Source organism: Andreprevotia chitinilytica DSM 18519 (assembly GCF_000711875.1).
Taxonomy (GTDB): domain Bacteria; phylum Pseudomonadota; class Gammaproteobacteria; order Burkholderiales; family Chitinibacteraceae; genus Andreprevotia; species Andreprevotia chitinilytica.
Map to the genome: position 1 here is coordinate 97,863 of NZ_JONM01000012.1, position 20,167 is coordinate 118,029.

The following is a 20,167-nucleotide window of genomic DNA, read 5'->3' on the forward strand; positions in this document are numbered from 1 at the left end:
CTAGGATCAGGGGCACAAGGATCGGAACAAGGGGAAAACAATGGCCAACCCGCTGGATTTCAAGCAGAAAAGCACCGTACTGATCGTCGACGACACGCCAGACAATCTGGCCTTGCTCAATGGCCTCTTGAAAACCCATTACCGGGTCAAGGTGGCCACCAACGGCGTCAACGCCTTGCAGGCCGTGCAGCAAGACCCGGACATCGACCTGATCCTGCTCGACATCATGATGCCGGAGATGGATGGCTACGAATGTTGCCGGCTGCTGAAACTGGATGAATGCACGCGTGGCATTCCCATCATCTTCCTCACCGCCAAATCCGAGGTTCAAGACGAAGAACTGGGCTTCAAACTCGGCGCGGTCGATTACATCGTCAAACCGATCAGCCCGCCCATCCTGTTCTCCCGGGTCGAGACGCATATCCGGCTCAAGCACGCCCAGGCGCTGCTGCAGGATCAGAACCAGCATCTGGAACATCTGGTCAAGGAGCGCACCCGGCAGCTGGTGGCCATGCAGGATGCCACCTTGCTTGCCATGGCTTCGCTGGCGCAGATCGGCATGGGCCAACGCCACGCCCCCATCCAGCGCCGGCAAAACTATGTCGCCGCCGTGGCCTGGCAGCTGCAGGATCACCCGCGCTTCGCCCATGAATTGGCGGCGGATCAAATCGATCTGCTGTTCAAATCGGCCGCGCTTTACGACATCGGCATGGTGGCGGTCCCGAACACCATCCTGAAGAAACCCTCCGAACTGACCGATGCCGAGCGCGCCACGGTGCAGCACCACACGCTGGACGGACGCGAAGTGATCCTCACCGTTGAACGACAACTCGGTACGCGAACCAGTTTTCTGCGCGTGGCAGAAGAAATGGCCTATCGCCATCACGAACGCTGGGATGGCAGCGGCTACCCGGATCGTCTGGCCGGCGAAGCCATCCCGTTCGCGGCACGGCTCGTCGCGGTGGTGGATGTGTATGACGCGCTGACGTCCGATCGGCCGTGGCGCCCTTCCCACACGCAGGAGGATGCGCTGGAAATCATGTCCCTCTGCCGTGGCACGGCGTTCGATCCTGACATCCTGGATGCCTTGCTCGCGATCCCGGACAAACTCGAGGTGATCGCTCGGCAACACCCCGACTGATGAGCGTGGGCGCGATCAGGTATAATGCTCGGTTTTCCGACTTGAACAGACCGTAATGGAAGCCGAACAGCTTAACCAGATCGACAACCATTTGAGCGACCTCGCCAAGCGCGCCGACGAGTTGAAGCGCTATCTCGACTACCCCGGCAAGCGTGACCGGCTGGAAGAAGTCGTGCGGCTTTCCGAAGATCCGGACATCTGGAACGACCCGAAAAAAGCCCAGGACATCGGCCGCGAACGCAAAGCGCTCGAAGACGTGGTCGTTGTGCTGGATGACGTCGCCAACGGCGCGGCGGATGCCAAGGAACTGTTCGAGATGGCGCGCTCCGAAAGCGACTTCGACACCTGCGCCGCGATCGACGATGACGCGCAAGCGCTCGAAGCCAAGATCGCCAAGCTCGAATTCCGCCGCATGTTCAGCAACCCGATGGACCCGAACGCCTGCTTCATCGACATCCAGTCCGGCGCGGGTGGCACTGAAGCGCAAGATTGGGCCGGCATGCTGCTGCGGATGTATATCCGCTATGGCGAGCGCAAGGGCTTCAATGTCGAAGTGCTGGAAGAATCCGAAGGTGAAGTAGCCGGCATCACCAGCGCCACCATCAAGCTGACCGGCGAATACGCATTCGGCTTCCTGCGCACCGAAACCGGCGTGCATCGTTTGGTGCGTGTGTCGCCATTCGATTCGAACGCCCGCCGCCACACCTCATTCTGCTCGGTGTTCGTCTACCCGGAAGTCGATGACTCGATCGAGATCGAAATCAACCCGGCCGACGTGCGCACCGACACCTTCCGTGCCTCTGGCGCGGGTGGTCAGCACATCAACAAGACCGACTCCGCCATCCGCCTGACCCACGCGCCGACCGGCATCGTCGTGCAGTGCCAAAATGACCGCTCGCAACACCGCAACCGCGACGAAGCCTGGCAAATGCTCCGCGCCAAGTTGTATGAGCTGGAATTGCGCAAGCGCATGGAGGCCCAGCAATCGCTCGAAGCCGGCAAATCCGACATCGGCTGGGGCCACCAGATCCGCTCCTACGTCTTCGACCAAAGCCGCATCAAGGATCTGCGCACCAGCTATGAAGTAGGCAACCTCAAGGGTGTCATGGACGGCGATCTGGATGGCTTTATCGAGGCCAGCCTCAAGCAAGGGGTCTAACCATGCAACGCATAACCGCGTCGCTGCTCGCTACTTTACTCGCCGGAACCATGATGTCCGGCGTGGCTGCCGATGCCGCGCCCACCCCAAAGGGCCCGTACCTATACGACCTTGCCAAGCAAAACTCCGTCGCATGGAAAAAAGCGCTGGGCTCGCGTGCCCCGCTTTGGCTCAAACAAGGCGGCGGCCCATCCTCTCCGGCCTCGTCGCAGACCATCGATGGCAAAGAGTACTGGCTGGCCAACACCTGCAAGACACACAATTGCGGTAATAACCTTGTCTATGCGCTGTTCGCAAAAACCGGAGATAGCGTCGTGGCATTGAGCGTAAGCATCCCTGACCGTTATAGCGGTAGCGTACCTAGACGCACCCATGCCAAATTAACCTGGCTCGGCAAACCGGATGCAGCCCAGAAAGAAGTACTGCAAAAGAAGCTGGCCGAAACCCCGGATTGGTAATCACCCGCCGCCGTCCCGACAACACTGAGATTCACCACGGATTTGCATTCATGAGCGATCAACAAGAACAAGTCGTACAACAAGACGAAAACCAGATCATGGCCGAGCGCCGCGCCAAGCTGGCCGCGCTGCGCGAGAAAGGCCCGGCTTTCCCGAACGACTTCAAGCGCGAGCATCTGGCCGCTGACTTGCACGCCAAATACGGCGAAACCGACAAGGACGAGCTGGAAGCCAAGGCAGTCACCGTCAGTGTGGCTGGCCGGATGATGCTCAAGCGCGTCATGGGCAAGGCCAGCTTCGCGACCGTGCAAGATAGCAGTGGTCGTATCCAGTTTTATGTCAGCCGCGATAGCGTTGGCGAAGATGTCTACGCCGCGTTCAAGACCTGGGACATGGGTGACATCGTTGCTGCACGCGGCACGCTGATGAAGACCAAGACTGGTGAGTTGTCGGTACAAGTGACCGAGCTGCGCCTGCTGACCAAGAGCCTGCGCCCGCTGCCAGACAAGTTTCACGGCCTCGCGGATCAGGAACAGAAGTATCGCCAGCGTTATGTCGACCTGATCACCAACGAACAGAGCCGCGACACCTTCATCAAGCGCAGCCAGATCGTGCAGAAGATTCGTGAGTTCATGGTGGGCGAGCGCTATCTCGAAGTCGAAACGCCGATGATGCACCCGATCCCCGGCGGCGCCACGGCCAAGCCGTTCGTCACGCACCACAACGCGCTCGACATGCCGCTATTCCTGCGCGTTGCGCCGGAGCTGTATCTCAAGCGTCTGGTCGTTGGTGGCATGGAACGCGTATTCGAGATCAACCGCAATTTCCGCAACGAGGGGATGAGCACGCGCCACAACCCCGAGTTCACGATGATGGAGTTCTACGAGGCCTACGCCGACTACCATCGCATGATCGATCTGACCGAAGGCGTGATCCGTTACGCCGCGCAGGAAGTGCTCGGCCGTACCGTGGTCGAATACCAAGGCAAGCCGGTCGATCTGTCCAAGCCATTTGCGCGCTTCACGATCACCCAAGCCATCCGCCACTACAACCCGCACTACACCGAAGAACAACTGAACGACCGCGCCTTCCTCAAGGCCGAAATCGCTCGCCTCGGTGGCAAACCAGTGTTGACCGACGGTCTGGGCGGACTGCAATTGAGCCTGTTCGACGAGACGACCGAAGAAAAGCTGTGGGAGCCGACCTTCATCATCGACTACCCGGCCGAAGTCTCGCCGCTGGCCCGTGCCAACGACAACAACGCGGGTATCACCGAGCGTTTCGAACTGTTCATGGTCGGCCGCGAGCACGCCAATGGCTACTCGGAGTTGAACGACCCGGAAGACCAAGCTGCCCGCTTCCAGGCGCAGGTCGATCTGAAGGACAAGGGCGACGACGAAGCCATGCACTTCGATGCTGACTACATCCGTGCATTGGAATACGGCCTGCCCCCGACGGGTGGCTGCGGTATCGGTATCGATCGTCTGGTGATGTTGCTGACCGACTCGCCAAGCATTCGCGACGTGATCCTGTTCCCGCAGATGCGCCGCGAAGATCTGTCGTAACAACGATCGATCATCCTCACAGGGCCAGCACTAGCTGGCCCTTGTCATTCCAGTCCTAGCAACCCATCAAGATTGGCCGCCGCGATGCGTTACCTGTTTTGCCTCCTCCTCGCCTGCCTCTGCAACACCACATTGGCCGCTGACCAGTTACCTGTCCGTTTCCTGCTTACCTTTGACGACGGCCCGGATACCGGCACAACCGGCAGCACGCCGCTCATCGTCAAACAGCTAGCCGACAACCCGGTGACGCCCGGCATCAAGGCGATTTTCTTCGTGCAAACAGCCCACCCGATTCGCGGCGGCAGCGAAGCCGGCAAGGCCCAGATGCGTGCATCCTGCGCCTCTGGCCACCGGTTGGCGGTGCATAGCGGGTTGGCAGCCGGACATGTGCCGCATACGCATTTGAGCGCCGATGAACTGGAAATGTCGTTGATTTCCGGCCAGCAAGATATCGCTGCGCAATGCGGCGAGGCAGCCAAACTGGTTCGCCCACCGGATTGGGAATACAGCCCGGCTACGCAGGCCGTATATCGCAAACTGGGTCTGGGCATGTTGCTGACCGATGTAAATGCGCGCGATGGCAAGATCTACGGCTGGCACATGAGCCTGCGCCGCCGCTCGCACATGAATGCGGAGCTGACCCAAGCCAAGACCGCCATTGAGGCGCAAAAATTGTCGGGTGTCGACGGCGTCATTCCCGTGGTCGTGACCTTCCACGATACCAATGACTACACGGCAGCACACATGACCGAATACCTGCAGATCCTGGTCGAGGAAGCTGGCAAAGTCGGCCTGCCACTGGCGTCACCGCCGTTCTACACCGACGGAAAAGCTGCGGAGCAAGCGGCCATCCAGCGCAGCAAGCAAGTTGTTTATTCGCGCCAAAGCTGGCCCTGAGGCCAATCCGGTTGTCATGTGGCCGTCATCTTCAGCCCGCTAAACTTGGGCCATGACAACCTACCTTGACCACTATTGCGAGCGCACGGCTGCTGGAGCATGGGCCGAGCCGCTCAACACCGCAACGAATCTCGCCTTCATTCTGGCCGCGCTGTATGTGCTGCATGTGTGGCGCAAATCCGAACTTGACCTTCGACGCGGTTGGGTCATCGCCCTACTGATCACGCTGATGTTCGCCATCGGCATCGGCAGCAGTCTCTGGCACGCATTCGCTACGCCTTGGGCCATCTGGCTCGATACGATTCCCATCTTGTTGTTCATCAACGTTTATCTGGTCACCGCCCTCGCCTATGGCCTGCGCTGGCGCTGGTTTGAAGTCTTCGCCGGCTGGGCAGCCTACCAATTGGGCAATCAGCTGCTCCTGCTCAATCTGCCGGCCGACACCTGGAACGGCTCGGTGTTCTACATGCCGACCTGGCTCGCGCTGGGCCTGCTTGGGCTGGCGCATCGGCGAGTCGCACCGGACATGGCTCGCGCGCTATTTCGCGGCTGGCTGTTGTTTACCGTCTCGCTTTGCCTGCGTTCGGTAGACGCCGCCTGGTGCCCTGTATGGCCGCTTGGAACGCATTTCATGTGGCATCTCTTGAATGCGCTCTTGCTGGGCGGACTGGCGGTCGCGTTGCTGCGCTTGCGGGCATTGGCAATACGTACCTGGCATTGAATCGCGTAAACCCGGAAACTAGCGGTTTGCCTGCGCTGCCGCTTCTCGGTAGCGACTCATTACCATGTCATCGACCACCTTCTCCCCGATCCAGCGCCTGAGCTGGGCCACACTGCTGTTCCCGCTGTCCTTGGTGCTGTTCGAATTTTCGACCTACATCGCCAACGACATGATCCTGCCCGCCATGCCCAACGTGGTGCGCGAATTCGGCGCGGGCGAAGCCTGGGTGCCCACCGGCATGTCCGCCTATCTGGCCGGCGGTGCCGCGCTGCAATGGCTGCTCGGGCCTTTGTCGGATCGAGTTGGCCGGCGGCCAGTGATGTTGACCGGGGTGGTGCTGTTTGTGCTTTCCAGCCTCGCCATTTTGCTTTCTGGTCATATCGGTACCTTCCTCGGCCTGCGTTTCATTCAGGGCTTTGGCTTGTGTTTCGTGGTCGCGGTCGGCTACGCCGCCGTGCAGGAAGCCTTCGCAGAAAGCGCTGCGATTCGTGTCACCGCCTTGATGGCCAATGTGGCGCTGGTTGCGCCATTACTCGGCCCGTTGCTGGGCGCAATGATGATCACGGTCTTTCCGTGGCGCAGCATCTTCGTGCTGGTCGCGACCATCGCCGCCATTTCGCTGATTGGCATCATCCGCAATATGCCGGAAACCGCCCCATGCACCGGCGGGCGCTTGAGTCTCGCGGGCATGTGGCGCGATTACCGCACGGTATTCAGCAACCGGCGGTTCCTGCTGGGTATGCTCTCGGTATCGCTGTCGGGCATTCCATTGCTCGCCTGGATCGGACAATCGCCCGTCGTGTTGATGACGCGCAACGGCATGAGCGCACTTGATTTCGGCCTCTGGCAAATCCCGATCTTTGCTGCACTGATTGGCGGCAACCTCACCTTGGCCCGCTTTACCGAACGAGTACCGGTTGCCCGGTTGATCGGCCTGGGTTCGATCCCCTTGCTCACCGGCTTGCTGATCAATCTGGGTGTGCTGTGGCAAGAACATGGCTGGGGCTGGCTCATTGCCGGCACAGCGGTATACGCCTACGGCCTGGGCTTGATTGGGGCCGGACTCTATCGACTGGCGCTGTTTTCCAGCGACGTGAGCAAAGGAACGGTCTCCGCGTCGCTCGGTATGGCGAGCTTGCTGATCTATTCCGTGGGCATCGAATTGGTGAAGTTCGGCTATCTCAGCTTCGGCAATATCTGGTTCGCGGCAGTCTGCCTCATGGCTGGCTTGCTGTTCTTGTGGGTCAAAGCCGCATTCTTGCGCAGTGAAACGTAAGAGCCACTACCAAAATCCTCCTGGCGGCGTTGCGCCTCCTTGCCGTACGACTTGTACTGTCTGCGTCGGCGCGCCTAGCCAGGACCGCTACGCTGGATTTTGTTAGCGGCTCTGAGAATCTTCTAGAATCGAGGTTTTGCGCCACCAGCCTAGACCTTGAACTCGATCATCCCAGCCCAGCTGCTTCTGACCGACGCCGGCATCCCCTACTCGGCCGATTACGACGACGTTTACCACTCGACCGATGGCGCACTCGGTCAGGCGCAAACCGTCTTTCTGGCAGGCAATGATTTACCCAAGCGATGGCAGGGCAAAGAGACTTTCACCATTGTCGAAACCGGCTTTGGTGAGGGGCTTAACTTCCTCGTTACGTGGCAAGCATGGCGGGATGATCCAAACGCTTGTGCGCAACTCCATTTCGTCTCAGTCGAGCAGCGGCCATTTCGCCGAGATGATCTGGCCTTGTTGCACGCGCACTATCCGCAATTCGCTGATTTGTCCGCGGAGCTGCTCGCCAACTGGCCGCTACTCACCCAAGGATTTCACCGGCTAGAGCTGGCTGGTGGTCAAGTCATCCTCACGCTACTGTTTGGCAGCGCCAACACCATGCTGCCCGAGCTGCAAGCGCGCGCCGATGCCATCTATCTGGATGGCTTCTCCCCCGCCAAGAACCCCGATCTGTGGTCACCCTACGTATTCCGCCTGCTGTGGCGACTTAGTCATTGCGAAACGACCCTGGCGACCTACACCGTAGCCGGAACTGTTCGCACCGGACTAACCGAAGCGGGTTTTGCGGTCGAAAAAGCACCGGGCTTCGGCGGCAAGCGGCAAATGCTGCTTGGCCGTATCGGGCGCGAACCACGCCAACCTCCCCGTTACTCAGGCGAGCGGCACGCTATCGTAATTGGCGCTGGCTTGGCCGGCTGTGCCGTGACGGAACGGCTCGCCAAGCGTGGCTGGCGCATTACCCTACTGGATGCTGCGGATGCACCTGCCACCGGCTCATCCGGCAACCATGTCGGTCTGATGCACGCCTGCTGTGCGCTGGATGACAACTTGCTCGCCCGGCTATCCCGCGCCGGCAGCGAGTTCATGCTGCACAGACTATCGGCACTGAATGGCATAGCTGGCTTCAGCATGGATGGCATCCTGCAAGTCGCCAAGCACGCTGAGCAAGAAGCACTGATGGCGAAGCTGGTCGAGCAAGGCAACTGGCCGCCTGAACTGGTGCAGTTCCTCGATCAGCCAGCCACAAGCCGATTGCTTGGCACGCGCACCAAACAGGGCGGCTGGTGGTTTGAACGTGGCGCATGGGTCAATCCGGCCAGCGTCTGCAAGGCATGGCTCGATGCGGCGGGCTCATCTGTCGATGCCCGCTATGGCGTTACGATTACCAAGCTGCTGCCAACGGAATCGGGCTGGCAAGTGTTTGATGAGAGGGGCAATGTGGTGGCCGAAGCGCCAGTGGTGGTATTGGCCAACGCGACTGCGGCGACTACGCTCACGCAAGCCAGCGAGCTGGCCATTTGGGATAGCTGGCGCGTTGCGAGCAGAATCAAGGCGATCGATACGCTGCCACAGCATAGCGTTACCGGGCTCGCTTACTTGACCGGCGCTTATCAGGGTGATCGCATCATCGGCGCGGCAGCCTTCAACGGGAACATGGATGAGGCAGAAGCTAACAATCGCGCCATGTTGGCTACGCTATTCCCCGATCTCGACACACAAACCATTGCACTGACCCACAGTCGTGCCTGCCGCCGTCCGAACACGCTCGACCGGATGCCATTGATCGGCGCAATTCCCGAGCGCTACCACGCCGCCTACCCGCGCTGCCACCAACCCAGACAATTGCCGCGCCAAGCCGGGCTGTACGCTGCCGTGGGCTACGGCGCACGCGGACTGACCTGGGCTAGCCTGGGGGGCGAAATCATTGCCTGCCAGCTCAGTGGCGAACCGATGCCGGTCGAGCAAAAGCTGCTACATGCCATCGACCCCGGGCGTTTCCTGCTACGGGCGCTACGGCGAGATGAAGCGTACGTGCCAGAGAAATTGCCGGTAGCCGATGGTGACGAAGATGACGGCGAATAAACCGATCTCTGACGATGAACAACAGTTTTTCACTCAATCGACCATTACAGTTTCAAAAGTGATGTATTTGTCATTCCAATAAGCAGTACAGTTTGCAGCTAACCCCGCCGTGGCACGCCCCGTATGCTGGTGTCTATTCCACCACAGCCCGGAGAGCCGCCATGCCCCTGTTTGCCCCCAAGCAGTTGATGAGTCTGGATAACGCCAAAGGTCTGTGGATTTGCTGTGAGCGCGGCCTGCTCTGGCTGACCGATGATGGCGATGATGTGATTTTGCGCGGTGGCGAGCGCTATCGGCTCGTCTCAACTGGCCGCGTGGTGCTCGAAGCGGTAACCATCGCGCAATTTACGGTTTCGAAGCACAGTGTGCTGACCGGCGAACCCACGCTGCCGAAGCACCGCGAGAGACGCCGTCTGTTGGCACTTTCCAGCCGCCTGCGCCCCTCGCCGGGCTGATCTCCGACAGACGGGAAACTCGAAAGGCGGGACCGGGTCACACATTCAACTGTCATGCGCTATGACTGTAAGATGCGAGCCCAGAACGAAGGAAACACCGAAGACAGGCTCCGTACCCGACCGGTGTGACCGGCCGCCTCTGCCAAGAGAGGTGCCTTATGTTTCGTCCTTTCAGTACCCGCCTGGCCTTTCTGACCAGCCTCCTCCTGCCTGTCGCTCACGCCGCATTGATTGAAGACCTGGCCAGCCTGAAATTCGCACTCGATTCACTGTGCGGGCCGCGCTTCGACGTCATCATGCTGGATGAAACCCAGCAGACCCCGCCCTGCATGATGTCGTACTCACCGCGATGTACAGAGCTGCAGTACCACGGCCCCGCCAGTTGCGAAGTCGTCATGCGCTTTAGCGAAGATGATGACGCTCAGCTCAGCGTATCGAACTACTAAGTGAATTACCCGATCGGCTGTGCTGCGCTCTGCACGCGATCCGGTGCCCGACCCCGATCGAGCAACTGTTGGCAAAACTCGCCCAAACGCTGGATGGCCCGTTCGTGCTTGGTCGTCCAAGCCTCAACGCAGCAGATGCGCATACAGTTTTGATAGCTATGGCTGGGGGAGAACAACTCGCCCGGTGCAAAGCTGATGCCTTCCACCAAAGCCAGATCCAGCAGCTCACGCGTGTTGATGGCCTCCGGCAGTTCAACCCAAAGCGCAAAGCCACCCTGCGGCACATTGAGCCGCGTATCCGCCGGAAAATAGCGGCGGATTGCATCAACTGCGCCGTCCACCTGTTCCGCCACTGCACGCCGCAAGCGGCGCAGATGATGGTCGTAGCCGCCGTTTTCCAGGAAGCGCGAAATCGTCTGTTGCGAGTGCAATGGTGTCGAATACGTATTGATGAACTTGAGCTTCTCGATGGCACGCGTCCATTTCCCGCCCACCACCCAGCCGATCCGCATCCCCGGTGCCAGCACCTTGGTGAACGATGAACACAGCATGACGTTGTCGCTGGTATCGAATGCCTTCGCCGGCCGAGGCCGGTTACCGTGCCGATAGAACTCGCCGTAGATGTCGTCTTCGATCAGCGGGATATCGCGGCTGGCAAGCAGCTCGACCAGGCGCTTCTTGTTCTCGTCCGGCATCAGGCTGCCGAGGGGATTGGAGAAATTGGGGATCAGTAGACAGGCTTTGACCTGATCATTGCGGGTCGCCAGTTCCAGCGCCTCGATGGAGATGCCGGTTTGGGGGTGGGTCGGGATTTCCAGCGCCTTGAGCTGAAAGCTCTCCAGAATCTGCAGCAAGCCAAAGTAGGTCGGCGATTCGATGGCGACCACGTCACCCGGCTTGGTGACCGCACGCAAGCACAGATTGAGCGCCTCGATACAGCCGTGGGTAATCAGTACGTCTTCAGCTTCGAAATGCCCACCCCAAGCCAACGCGCGGCGGGCGATATGCCGACGCAGCTCCATATCGCCGGGCGGCTTGCCGTACTCGGCCAGAATGCGCGGTTGGTAGCGGGTGATCTGTGCCAGCAAGCGCTGCAACTGCTGGATCGGGAACAGCTCTGGTGACAACACGGCGAAACCGAAATCGACCTTGAGCTTGTGGATGTCGCTGGCGTGGTAAGGCCAGAGCGCAGCAGGCGTGACCACTTCACGCGGGGCTGACGGTGGCTGGGTAAGTGCTGGCGCCTTGAAGAGTTGCGCCGCGTTACAAACGTAGAAACCGCTCTGCGGTCGGGCCTCGATCAGCCCACGGTCTTCCAGTTCGCGATATGCCTCCATCACCGTGGAGAGGCTCACCTGCCGCTGGGTGGATAGCTTGCGAATCGATGGCAGCTTTTCACCGCGCTTGAGCAATCCACTGGCAATCGCTTGCGCCAATTCTTCAGCAAGCTGGAAATAAAGCGTATCGGCCTTGCGGCGCGGGGTGGCGAAATCGGACATGGCACGGCTCTCGCTGACGGATCGTCAGACTATAACCGGGCCGAATGAGCATAACAGCTAGGGATTACAGCAGGTATTTATGCGAGGAATGCCAATACGGCAATACAGTTTGGCGATTAGCGATTAGCGACTGGCCGTTGTGCTGGCGGCAGGAGCAGAAGCCAAGGCAACGCCACTGGCAGCCGAAGCAACCCGACGCGCATCCAGCACCTGGAAGAACACTTCGTCGGGCCGGATCATGCCGAGCTCATTGCGTGCGCGTTCTTCAATGGCATCAGAGCCGGTTTTCAGATCGAGCACTTCCGCGCTCAATGCGCCGTTGCGCTCTTTCAGTTTGTCGTTCTGGGCCCGCTTGGCGGCCAGTTCCTGATCGAGCTGCCAGACACGCAGCCAACTGCCTTTGCCAATCCACAGCGGCCATTGGAGCAAGGCAATCATCAGGGCGAGAACAATAGCGAGAATGCGCATGAATTTGGAGGTGATGTAAAAAGCCGGAACCTTGCGGCTCCGGCTTTGGATGTTACTACAGCTTTCTGATCAATGAACGACCGATGCAGCTTGTTGTGGAACAAAGCAGACGGTCAAATTCCACGTAAGGCACAAGCCTTACTTCTTGATCTGATAGAACGCTTCGATACCCGGGTACACAGCTGCATCGCCCAGCTCTTCCTCGATCCGCAGAATCTGGTTGTACTTGGCGATACGGTCGGAACGGGACAGCGAACCGGTCTTGATCTGCATGCAGTTGGTGGCAACGGCCAGATCGGCGATGGTGCTGTCTTCGGTTTCGCCCGAGCGATGGCTCATTACCGAGGTGTAGCCATGACGCTTGGCCAGATCAACTGCTTGCAGGGTTTCGGTCAGCGAGCCGATCTGGTTGACCTTGATCAGGATCGAGTTGCAGATGCCGCGCTTGATGCCTTCAGCCAGGATCTTGCTGTTGGTGACGAACAGATCGTCGCCCACCAGTTGCACGCGGTCGCCCAAGCGTTCGGTCAACAGTTTCCAACCGTCCCAGTCACGCTCACCCATGCCGTCTTCGATCGAGATGATCGGGTACTTGTTGGCGAGGCTTTCGAGGTAGTCGACCTGTTGAGCGGAAGTCAGCTCGCGCTTGTCGCTCTTCTTGTACACGTACTTGCCGGTTTCCTTGTCGAAGAACTCGGAAGCCGCGCAGTCGAGGGCAAAGTAGATTTGTTCGCCGACTTTGTAGCCCGCCTTCTCGACCGCTTGCACCAGCATGTCCAGCGCTTCTTCGGCGTTTGCCACGTCCGGCGCGAAACCGCCTTCGTCGCCCACTTGGGTCGGCAGATGCTTGTCGTGCAGGATTTTCTTCAGCGTGTGGAAGATTTCCGCGCCGTAACGCAGCGCTTCACGGAAGGTCGGTGCGCCGGCCGGCACGATCATCAGCTCTTGGAAATCCAGGCTGTTGGAAGCGTGCTCGCCACCGTTGATCACGTTCATCATCGGCACCGGCAGCGCCATCGGGCCAGAGCCGCCCACGTAGCGGTACAGCGGCAGGCCAGCTTCATCAGCAGCAGCCTTGGCAACAGCCATCGACACGGCGAGGATCGCGTTCGCGCCCAGGCGGCCCTTATCTTCGGTGCCATCCAGATCGATCATGGTCTTGTCGATGAAGGCTTGATCGGCTGCATCCAGACCGATGATCGCTTCAACGATTTCGGTGTTGATGTTTTCGACGGCCTTGAGCACGCCCTTGCCGAGGTAACGGCTCTTGTCGCCGTCGCGCAGTTCCAGCGCTTCCCGCTCGCCAGTGGACGCGCCGGATGGCACAGCTGCACGGCCCATTACGCCGGATTCGAGCAAAACATCGGCTTCAACGGTCGGGTTGCCGCGGGAATCCAGGATCTCGCGGGCGATGACTTCAACGATTGCGCTCATTGTTGCTACACCTCTGTGGTTGATTGGTTTGAAACAGACTCGGAAACGAAAAACCGCCAGACAACGAAGTCTGGCGGCTGGAAATTACAAGGACTGCTCGATAAAGCCGTTGGCCTTGGTCACTTTGTCCAGTGCCTGCAGCGTGGTCAGCAATTCGCGCATCCTGCCCAGTGGCCATGCGTTCGGGCCGTCGGACTTGGCACAAGCCGGGTCCGGGTGGGTTTCGGCAAACAAGCCAGCGATGCCGACGGCGACCGCTGCACGCGCCAACACCGGCACGAATTCGCGCTGACCGCCCGACTTGTCACCCTGCCCGCCTGGCAATTGCACCGAATGCGTGGCATCGAAAACGACCGGGCAATTCGTCTCACGCATGATCGCCAGCGAACGCATATCGGACACGAGATTGTTGTAGCCAAAGCTCGCGCCACGCTCACATGCCATGAAGACGTCATCCGACAGGCCGGCTTCGCGCGCGGCTTCGCGGGCTTTATCCAACACGTTCTTCATATCGCCAGGAGCAAGGAATTGGCCCTTTTTGATGTTCACCGGCCGGCCCGATTGGGCGCAGGCGCGGATGAAATCGGTCTGGCGGCACAGAAAGGCTGGCGTTTGCAGCACATCGACCACTTCGGAAACCGGCTTGATCTGGTCAATGTCGTGAATATCCGTCAGCACCGGCACACCGAGCTGTTCCTTCACCTTGGCCAGAATGCGCAGACCTTCATCCATGCCGAAGCCGCGAAACGACTTGCCGGATGAGCGATTGGCCTTGTCGAAGCTCGATTTGAAAATGAAGTTGATGCCAAGCTCAGTCGTGATTTCCTTGAGCTGACCAGCGACGTCGATCGAGAACTGCTCGCCTTCGATCACGCACGGGCCGGCGATCAGGAAAAACGGCTTATCCAGCCCAGCTTCAAATCCGCAAAGTTTCATCGGTTTACTCCGTGAGGTGTGAGGAGCGAGGTGTGAGGTGAAGGTTTTAACCCCTCACTCCTCTCCCCTCACAGAGAATCAGCAGCTCAGCCCTTCGCGGCCGTGTTCCTTCGCATATGCGATGGCAGCTTCGATGTAGGACTTGAACAACGGGTGACCATCGCGCGGCGTGGAGGTGAATTCCGGGTGGAACTGGCAGGCGAAGAACCAGCGATGGTTCGGCAGCTCGACGGTTTCCACCAGTTGCTCGGCACCGGCCGACCGGCCACTGATCTTGAGCCCGGCTTCCTGCAAACGCGGCAGATAGTAGTTGTTCACTTCATAGCGATGGCGATGACGCTCGGTGATGGAGGGGGCGCCGTAAATGTTCGCGGCGAGACTGCCCGGCTCCAGATTGCACAACTGCCCGCCCAGACGCATGGTGCCGCCCATATTCGAGTTGGCATCACGGGTTTCGACCTTGCCGTCGTGGTTCACCCACTCATCGATCAATGCCACGACAGGGTAGTTGGTTTCCAGATCGAACTCGGTCGAGTTCGCGCCCGGCATGCCAGCAACGTCACGCGCATATTCGATCAGCGCGATCTGCATGCCCAGACAGATGCCGAGGTAAGGAATATTGTTTTCGCGGGCAAACTTGACCGCACGAATCTTGCCTTCCACGCCACGCTTGCCAAAGCCGCCCGGCACCAGGATCGCATCCATGCCTTCGATGCTGGATGTGCCTTCGGTTTCGAGCACTTCGGAATCGACGTAATGAATCTTCACTTCGCTGTCGGTATGGATGCCGGCGTGCTTGAGCGCTTCGATCAGCGACTTGTACGACTCGGTCAGATCGACATATTTACCGACCATGGCCACGTTGACGGTCTGCGCCGGGTTATCGATCGCGTCGACGATCTTGTCCCATACCGCGAGGTTGGCTTTAGGCAGATCGAGATGCAGCTGCTTGGCGATGATGTCATCGATGCCTTGCTCGGAGAGCACGCGCGGAATCTTGTAGATGCTGTCCATGTCCGGGCAGGACACGACGGCTTTCTCGGCCACGTTGGTGAACAGCGCAATCTTGCGGCGCTCTTCATCCGGCACCATGCGGTCCGCGCGACAGATCAACACATCGGGCTGGATACCGATTTCGCGCAGTTCTTTCACGCTGTGCTGGGTCGGCTTGGTCTTGATTTCGCCGGCAGCGGCGATATACGGCACGTAGGAGAGATGGACGAAACAGGTATTTTCGCGGCCCAGCAACACGCCCATCTGGCGGATTGCTTCGAGGAATGGCAACGATTCGATATCGCCGACCGTGCCGCCGATTTCGATCACGGCCAGCTCGGCACCGTTGGCGCCCAGATCGATGAATGCGCGGATTTCGTCGGTAATGTGCGGGATCACCTGCACGGTCTTGCCAAGATAATCGCCACGGCGCTCGCGCTTGATGACGGATTCGTAGATCTGGCCGGTGGTGAAGTTGTTGGCTTTCTTCATCTTCGACTGGATGAAGCGCTCGTAGTGGCCGAGGTCGAGGTCGGTTTCCGCGCCGTCCTCGGTCACGAACACCTCGCCGTGCTGCATCGGGCTCATGGTGCCCGGGTCGACGTTGATGTACGGATCGAGTTTCATCATGGTGACCTTGAGGCCACGTGATTCGAGGATAGCCGCAAGTGACGCGGCGGCGATGCCTTTCCCGAGTGAGGAGACAACGCCGCCGGTAACGAAGATGTACTTGGTCATGGCAATTTGGTGCGGTTTGAATCCCGTATTCTAGCCGAGCGCAGCGCTCCCCTCAATTCTGGACACGCAGGCGTATTTCGTGCGTATCGGCTCAAACTGCCAAATTTGCCCGCCCTCAACCCTTTTTCCGACCGTAGGCAACGCCCGGTTCGTCGCCGCTAGCCGCGAGCAATAGGCGATCGAGCAGGCATGTCGGCAGCAAACGCTTGAGATACCAGAACAGTTGCGTCGGCACCGTTACACGATAGCGAGCTGCCGGACGGCGGGTCTCCAACGCGCAAATCACGGCTTTGAGCACGGCTTCTGGCGGCAACGTGAATGGCGCGGCGGGGCCGACCTTGGCCAATCTTTCCCGCATCGCCGCGTAGGACGGCGCATGAAAACTCGGTGCCTCTTCGATCCAGCGCTCGAATTGCGCCTGCGCATTGGCGCGAAAACGGCTGGTAATCGGGCCTGGCTCGATCAAGACAGCGTGAATGCCGCTGCCCGCCAACTCTTGCCGTAACGTATCGGCGAGCCCTTCCAGCGCAAATTTGCTGGCGTTGTATGCGCCGCGATAAGGCATCGCGGCAAAGCCCAGCACTGAGCTGTTGATCAACACCCGACCGTGGCCTTGCTGGCGCATCACCGGCAGCACGGCATTGGTCAATTCCAGCGTGCCGAATACATTGGTTTCAAACTGGTGCCGTATCGCATCGCGGCTCAAATCCTCCACCGCGCCCGGCAGGCCGAAGCCAGCGTTGTTGAACAGTGCATTGAGCGTTCCGCCGGTGCGCTCAAGCACCTCAGCAACACAGCGGCTGATGCTGGCAGGATCAGCCACATCGAGTTGCAACGCCTCCAACCCTTCTGCCTGCAAACTGACAACGTCATCCACATTGCGTGCGGTGGCAAAAACACGCCATCCCGCGCGGGCCAGGCCATGTGCGACGGCGTAGCCGATACCGGATGAGCAGCCACTGATCAGGATGGTCCGATCGGCGGCGCGCCCGGCAATGCGGCGTGGTATTTGACCTTGGGCGGAGGCTGAAATATGCGTACTTACAGACATCTTAGGATTTGCTTCTGAACGTGGAGACGGCTACAACACTAGCACGGAGCGCAAGTTGCAACTTTACAGAGGTTGCAAATATGATCCGCCCCGGAAGTCAATTACCACAACTGACTCGTTCGTGAAACATACAACATAGGATGAAACAAGATGGCTAAAGTGGCGCTCATTACTGGCGGCATGGGTGGCATTGGTACGGCAATCTGCAAGCAATTGGCGGATGCCGGCTTTTCGGTGGTCACCACCTATTCCAAACCCGGCCGCGAAGTCCAATGGCTGGCGGATGCCAAGGAAGCTGGCTACACCTTCCGCGCCTATCAATGCGATGTGACCGACTATGACGCTTGCGTGGCCCTGGCCGCGCAAATCACTGCCGATGTCGGCCCTGTCGATGTACTCGTCAATAACGCCGGGATCACCCGTGATGCCAGCTTCAAGAAGCTGGACAAGGTGAACTGGGATGCAGTGATCAAAACCAACCTCGATTCCATCTTCAATGTCACCAAGCAGTTCGTCGATGGCATGGCAGACCGTGGCTGGGGCCGAGTGATCAACATTTCATCGATCAACGGCCAGAAAGGCCAGTTCGGCCAGACCAACTACTCGGCAGCCAAGGCCGGTATGCATGGTTTCACCATGGCGCTGGCGCAGGAAGTGGCCAAGAAAGGCGTCACGGTCAACACCATCAGCCCGGGCTACATCGCCACTGACATGGTGATGGCGGTGCCGGAAGATGTCCGCAACAAGATCATCTCCGGCATTCCGGTCAGCCGTCTTGGCAAACCGGAAGAAATCGCCGCGCTGATCACCTATCTGTCGTCTGACCTTGCTGGTTTCATGACTGGCGCCAACCTCGCCATCAACGGCGGGCAACACATGCACTAACCTTCGGGTTTTGCTGCAACAAAAACGGCACTGTTCGCACAGTGCCGTTTTTGTTTCCATATCCAATGAATCCAGTGAAAGAAAATATATACTATTGAATATACTTTCTGATTCCACTGGGAGCATCAAGATGATCGAAACACGTGTTGCAAAGCTGTTCAAGAACGGGGCCAGCCAGGCAGTCCGCCTTCCGGCTGAATTCCGCTTTGAGGGTGACGAGGTATATGTCACGCGAGATGACGCGACAGGCGATGTCGTGCTGTCGACCCGGCCTGGCGCCAACACCTGGAATGCGTTCTTCGAGTTGCTGCATGCAGTCGATGTGCCTACCGACTTCATGGCCGACCGACCGCTGAACGTGCCACCGCAAGAGCGCGGCCTCTTTGATGACGAACTTCCGCAAGACCTGAAGGCGGGCCGCTAACGATGCTGCACATGCTGGACACCGACACGGCAAGCTACCTCATCAAGGGAAAGTCTCCCGCCATAGAAACCAGGCTGGCTGCGCTCGTGCCATCAATGGTTTGTATCTCGGTGATGACCCGGGCCGAGTTGCAATATGGTCTGAAACGTTTGCCTGCCGACCATCGCCTGCACCTCGCGGTGCGCCAGTTTCTCAAGATTGTTCACATCCTGCCGTGGGATGTCGAAGCGGCGGACTGGTACGCCGAAATCCGCCATCAGCTTGTCAGCACCGGGCAACCGATTGGCGAGCTGGATATGATGATCGCCGCACACTCGCTATCTGCCGGCGCGGTACTGGTCACCAACAACAGCCGCCATTACGAGCGGATCGAAGCTCCCCTGATTCTGGCGAATTGGGTGTAGTGAGGTATCGCGGAGGAACCGAGCGCGTGAGCGCCAAAACTCAGGAAGATCAAAGCGCCCGCAAAAACGCCGCAATATCGGCAATTTCATCCGGGGTCAAAAAGAACGGTTTGTTCTCCTGTGTAGAGCGGTAGTAGGCCTCACGAGAAATCGCTTCTTCCAGCCTCGCTACGCCGCCGTTGTGCATATAGGGGGCCAACTTGCCGACCTGCCGTAACGAAGGTGTCTTGAACGCTGCAAGATCAGCCGGATTACCAGTCGCCAGGTAACGTCCCAATTCCGCCACTTCTATATCGCTGAATATCAAGCGCCCAAGCGTGCCGCTTTTCCTGGCCCGCTCTGCCCGATCGATCACCGTTTTGATATTTCGCTGAATGTCCACGCCGGCCACGCCAAGCGCATGGAAGGCATCATCTGTCAGCCTTGGCGTAGTCCCGTTGATTTGATGGCACTGCACACAAGCCGCCAAGCCGGTGAACAACTGATAACCACGGCGTTGCGCGGCATCCAGCGCGGTTTGATCGCCAGCGAGAAATCGATCAAACGCCGTTTCGGGCGAGCGCAGCGTCCGTTCATACGCGACGATGGCCGATGCAATCTTCTGCTTATCAATCGAGCCAGCGCCGTAAACCTTTTGAAAATCAGCGGCCAAATCCGGCAAGGATCGAACCCGATCAATCACTTGCCGTTCATTCTCGAAACCGTGCTCGAACGGATTAGTAAGCGGATCGAAAACCTGTGCCAGCAAGCTGGTTTGCCGGCCATCCCAGAACAGGGCTTTAGCGGAGCCTACATCCAGCAGTGACGGGCTTTTTCTTGATCCGGCAACCAATCCGGCACCGATTGAGGTCGCCTTTCCATCGCTGAATGCGTGATCTGGTTGGTGACAAGTTGCACAGGCAACTAGGCCGTTGCTGCTGATGCGAACATCAAGAAAGAGCTTGCGGCCGAGGTTTTGTTCTGGTGTCAATTCACCAGATATTGAAAGACCGGAAGCGGCCAATAAAAACCCAGCGAGCATCCATGTTGTTAGCAACTTCATTTGCACCTAGAGATATGCTCGGAATCATGAGGTGATGATACCAGCCACAAAAAATGGAATGCGTGTAACGCAACGCGGATTATC

Annotated in this window: 20 protein-coding genes; 13 read left to right on the forward strand and 7 right to left on the reverse strand. The window is 58.9% G+C overall.

Going from position 1 to position 20,167, the window contains the following annotated elements:
* Positions 1-40: 40 nt before the first annotated feature.
* The 10 genes from BR41_RS15605 (at position 41) to BR41_RS15650 (ending at position 10,209) form a co-directional block, all read left to right on the forward strand.
* A complete protein-coding gene (locus tag BR41_RS15605; RefSeq protein WP_035058685.1) occupies positions 41-1,141 on the forward strand; it encodes a response regulator in 1,101 nt (366 codons plus the stop codon).
* Positions 1,142-1,196: 55 nt separating this feature from the next.
* Positions 1,197-2,300, forward strand: coding sequence for a peptide chain release factor 2 (gene prfB, locus BR41_RS15610; protein ID WP_035058686.1), 1,104 nt, complete (start codon positions 1,197-1,199; stop codon positions 2,298-2,300).
* A 2-nt stretch (positions 2,301-2,302) separates the two neighbouring features.
* On the forward strand, positions 2,303-2,758 hold the full coding sequence (locus tag BR41_RS15615; protein ID WP_035058687.1) for an Ivy family c-type lysozyme inhibitor: 456 nt from the start codon (positions 2,303-2,305) through the stop codon (positions 2,756-2,758).
* Positions 2,759-2,808: 50 nt separating this feature from the next.
* Positions 2,809-4,323, forward strand: a complete 1,515-nt coding sequence (gene lysS / locus BR41_RS15620; RefSeq protein WP_035058688.1) for a lysine--tRNA ligase — start codon at positions 2,809-2,811, stop codon at positions 4,321-4,323.
* An 84-nt stretch (positions 4,324-4,407) separates the two neighbouring features.
* The gene (locus BR41_RS15625) at positions 4,408-5,220 is read left to right on the forward strand and encodes a polysaccharide deacetylase family protein (RefSeq protein ID WP_084187257.1); all 813 of its coding nucleotides are present in this window, start codon (positions 4,408-4,410) and stop codon (positions 5,218-5,220) included.
* A 52-nt stretch (positions 5,221-5,272) separates the two neighbouring features.
* A complete protein-coding gene (locus BR41_RS15630) occupies positions 5,273-5,941 on the forward strand; it encodes a ceramidase domain-containing protein (protein ID WP_035058693.1) in 669 nt (222 codons plus the stop codon).
* A 64-nt stretch (positions 5,942-6,005) separates the two neighbouring features.
* The gene (locus BR41_RS15635; protein WP_051711101.1) at positions 6,006-7,217 is read left to right on the forward strand and encodes an MFS transporter; all 1,212 of its coding nucleotides are present in this window, start codon (positions 6,006-6,008) and stop codon (positions 7,215-7,217) included.
* Positions 7,218-7,373: 156 nt separating this feature from the next.
* On the forward strand, positions 7,374-9,308 hold the full coding sequence (gene mnmC, locus BR41_RS15640) for a bifunctional tRNA (5-methylaminomethyl-2-thiouridine)(34)-methyltransferase MnmC2/FAD-dependent 5-carboxymethylaminomethyl-2-thiouridine(34) oxidoreductase MnmC1 (RefSeq protein ID WP_051711103.1): 1,935 nt from the start codon (positions 7,374-7,376) through the stop codon (positions 9,306-9,308).
* A gap of 161 nt (positions 9,309-9,469) precedes the next feature.
* Positions 9,470-9,763, forward strand: a complete 294-nt coding sequence (locus BR41_RS15645; RefSeq protein ID WP_035058694.1) for a DUF2917 domain-containing protein — start codon at positions 9,470-9,472, stop codon at positions 9,761-9,763.
* A gap of 158 nt (positions 9,764-9,921) precedes the next feature.
* Entirely contained in the window at positions 9,922-10,209 is a 288-nt protein-coding gene (locus tag BR41_RS15650) for a hypothetical protein (RefSeq protein ID WP_035058695.1), read from the forward strand.
* Positions 10,210-10,214: 5 nt separating this feature from the next.
* Here BR41_RS15650 and BR41_RS15655 read toward each other — a convergent pair whose 3' ends face one another.
* The 6 genes from BR41_RS15655 to BR41_RS15680 form a co-directional block, all read right to left on the reverse strand.
* Positions 10,215-11,708 carry an aminotransferase-like domain-containing protein gene (locus tag BR41_RS15655; RefSeq protein WP_051711105.1) on the reverse strand — a complete coding sequence of 498 codons (1,494 nt, stop codon included), beginning with the start codon at positions 11,706-11,708 and terminating at the stop codon, positions 10,215-10,217.
* A gap of 123 nt (positions 11,709-11,831) precedes the next feature.
* Positions 11,832-12,176 carry a cell division protein FtsB gene (gene ftsB / locus BR41_RS15660; RefSeq protein ID WP_035058700.1) on the reverse strand — a complete coding sequence of 115 codons (345 nt, stop codon included), beginning with the start codon at positions 12,174-12,176 and terminating at the stop codon, positions 11,832-11,834.
* A gap of 138 nt (positions 12,177-12,314) precedes the next feature.
* On the reverse strand, positions 12,315-13,610 hold the full coding sequence (eno, locus tag BR41_RS15665) for a phosphopyruvate hydratase (RefSeq protein ID WP_035058705.1): 1,296 nt from the start codon (positions 13,608-13,610) through the stop codon (positions 12,315-12,317).
* An 84-nt stretch (positions 13,611-13,694) separates the two neighbouring features.
* Positions 13,695-14,546, reverse strand: coding sequence for a 3-deoxy-8-phosphooctulonate synthase (gene kdsA / locus BR41_RS15670; RefSeq protein WP_035058706.1), 852 nt, complete (start codon positions 14,544-14,546; stop codon positions 13,695-13,697).
* A 78-nt stretch (positions 14,547-14,624) separates the two neighbouring features.
* The gene (pyrG, locus tag BR41_RS15675; RefSeq protein ID WP_035058707.1) at positions 14,625-16,277 is read right to left on the reverse strand and encodes a CTP synthase; all 1,653 of its coding nucleotides are present in this window, start codon (positions 16,275-16,277) and stop codon (positions 14,625-14,627) included.
* Between the two features lie 115 nt (positions 16,278-16,392).
* Positions 16,393-17,328: an SDR family NAD(P)-dependent oxidoreductase gene (locus BR41_RS15680; protein ID WP_084187259.1), complete on the reverse strand. Its 936-nt coding sequence runs from the start codon at positions 17,326-17,328 to the stop codon at positions 16,393-16,395.
* Positions 17,329-17,478: 150 nt separating this feature from the next.
* On the opposite strand from BR41_RS15680, the gene phbB reads away from it, so the two are divergent.
* The 3 genes from phbB (at position 17,479) to BR41_RS15695 (ending at position 19,041) form a co-directional block, all read left to right on the forward strand.
* Positions 17,479-18,213 (forward strand): acetoacetyl-CoA reductase, encoded by a 735-nt coding sequence (gene phbB, locus BR41_RS15685; protein ID WP_035058708.1) that lies wholly within the window; start codon positions 17,479-17,481, stop codon positions 18,211-18,213.
* Positions 18,214-18,343: 130 nt separating this feature from the next.
* Positions 18,344-18,637 (forward strand): antitoxin, encoded by a 294-nt coding sequence (locus BR41_RS15690; RefSeq protein WP_035058709.1) that lies wholly within the window; start codon positions 18,344-18,346, stop codon positions 18,635-18,637.
* 11 nt (positions 18,638-18,648) lie between these two features.
* Entirely contained in the window at positions 18,649-19,041 is a 393-nt protein-coding gene (locus BR41_RS15695; RefSeq protein WP_211251774.1) for a type II toxin-antitoxin system VapC family toxin, read from the forward strand.
* 49 nt (positions 19,042-19,090) lie between these two features.
* Here the strand turns inward: BR41_RS15695 and BR41_RS15700 are convergent, their stop codons facing one another.
* Entirely contained in the window at positions 19,091-20,083 is a 993-nt protein-coding gene (locus BR41_RS15700; RefSeq protein ID WP_084187261.1) for a cytochrome-c peroxidase, read from the reverse strand.
* Between the last annotated feature and the right edge of the window lie 84 nt (positions 20,084-20,167).